Below are 1,874 nucleotides of genomic sequence, written 5' to 3'. Positions count from 1 at the left end.
TCTTACTCATTCATTATCCCTCTTTCATATTCAAATTTCCGTTTGAATATATTATACCCCATTTCTTTTATTATTCAAATGTTTATTTGAATTAAAAACAAAAAAAGAATGGAATTTAAAAAAATCAACCCAATATTTACCGTGTGATTCATTTAATTAGCTACATCAAAAAATTCTATTAGATAAAAACAATAAACCTCATTATCCGCAAAAAGATAATGAGGTTTACTATTTCTTAAACAATAAATATGCGTTTAAGCCGATAATCACAATAGCTGACATCACTCTATATTGTTTTTCGCTAGACTTTCATTTCCCCATGATGGATTTGAGAGGTTTCAATTTGAATGGTTGTATGCAGGATCTTAAATTTTTCTTCAATCATGTGAATGGCATCTTGTAAAACCTTTTGGCTGTCTTGATGATCTTCAATCAAAATATGGCAACTTAATGAGTCCAATCCTGAAGTAATGGTCCAAATATGAAGGTCGTGAACGCCAACCACTCCTTCAATACTTTCTAAGGCTTTTTTCACTTCATTTTGGTCAATGGTAATGGGCGTTCCTTCCATCAAAATGTGAACCGTATGTTTAATAACTCCCCAAGCACCTTTCAAGATTAATAAGGCAACCAAAATGGAAATAATGGGGTCTGCGACATACCAATCAAAGAGCCACATGACAATCCCAGCGATGATAGCACCTACGGAACCCAAGGCGTCACCGATCACATGAAGATAAGCGCTACGAAGATTGACATTATTTTTCACATCCCCTTTTCTCATTAACGCCCAAGCACTTAAAAGATTGGCAAACAGACCAATGGACGCAATGATCATCATAGAGCCGCTAGCTACCGTTGGTGGGTTGTAAAAACGTTCAATTGCTTCCCAAATAATAAATCCAGCGATAACAAACAAGGTAACTCCATTAAATAAAGCGGCTAAAATTTCAAAACGATAAAAGCCATACGTTTTATTGGGGGAAGCTGGTTTGGTGGCAAACCAAATAGCAACTAGACTAAGAACAAGTGAACTGGCATCACTAAGCATATGACCAGAGTCAGAAAGAAGAGCTAGACTGTTTGTGATTAAACCTCCGAAAAACTCTAACAACATAATTCCAGCGGTAATGAGAAGGGCAATTGTAAGCCCTTTTTTATTTCCTTCTCTACTGTGATCATGGTGATGTCCGTGGTGATGGTGATGACCATGGTGGTCGTGAGAATGATGGTGGTGATGATGATGCATGATAAAATACCTCCTTAATGATGTTCAGAATGGTCAATGGCTTGTTTTAATAATGAAATAACATGTTCGTCATCGCAGGAGTAAAACAGTGTTTTTCCTTCACGGCGATACTTAACCAGTCTCAGATTTCGTAACATACTAAGTTGATGGGAAACGGCTGATTGAGACATTTCCAACACTTCTGCAATGTGATTGACATTGCACTCTTCTTGCGATAACAAATAAAGAATTTTGATTCGTGTTGGATCGGCTAATACCTTAAATATTCGCGATACATTTTCAATGGTTTCAGATTTTAAGAAAGAATGGTCTTCCATCTTCATGATGATTCCCCTCACTTTATTTATTATATATGAGCATATGTTCATATGTATGTATCATATTTTATATTCATTTTTTTGTCAAGTTTAGGAAATGTTTTTTCATGAAAATGGGTGATTTAGATAATAATGAATGAGGGGGAGACTGAGGACAAACGTTCAGGTGGAAAAATCAGACTTGCAACATGCCGATTTAAGGGTATAAAAAGGACAGCAGCAAACTGTCCTTTCCGAATATCAGCATTAAATTCTTCTTCAAGTTCCCGTATGACGTTATCCTCATTACTTGTTTGTTCCTCTTTTTT

At 35.9% G+C, this 1,874-nt stretch carries 3 protein-coding genes; all 3 read right to left on the bottom strand.

What is annotated here, in order from left to right:
* Nucleotides 1-301: 301 nt before the first annotated feature.
* Complete coding sequence (locus tag I656_RS10735; protein WP_020754456.1) at nucleotides 302-1,249, bottom strand: cation diffusion facilitator family transporter; 948 nt, start codon at nucleotides 1,247-1,249, stop codon at nucleotides 302-304.
* 14 nt (nucleotides 1,250-1,263) lie between these two features.
* A complete protein-coding gene (locus I656_RS10740; RefSeq protein WP_011230084.1) occupies nucleotides 1,264-1,572 on the bottom strand; it encodes a metalloregulator ArsR/SmtB family transcription factor in 309 nt (102 codons plus the stop codon).
* Between the two features lie 116 nt (nucleotides 1,573-1,688).
* Nucleotides 1,689-1,874, bottom strand: a 186-nt coding sequence (locus tag I656_RS19030; protein WP_020754455.1) for a hypothetical protein, incomplete at its 5' end; no start/stop codon positions are given.

It is taken from the genome of Geobacillus sp. WSUCF1, from assembly GCF_000422025.1.
Taxonomy (GTDB): domain Bacteria; phylum Bacillota; class Bacilli; order Bacillales; family Anoxybacillaceae; genus Geobacillus; species Geobacillus zalihae.
This window is presented reverse-complemented; position numbering and strand designations above follow the sequence as displayed.

Excerpts from the sequence above, each read along its gene's own strand:
- I656_RS10735 (WP_020754456.1), bottom strand. The coding sequence starts at position 1,249 with ATGCATCATCATCACCACCATCATTCTCACGACCACCATGGTCATCAC.
- I656_RS10740 (WP_011230084.1), bottom strand. The coding sequence starts at position 1,572 with ATGAAGATGGAAGACCATTCTTTCTTAAAATCTGAAACCATTGAAAAT.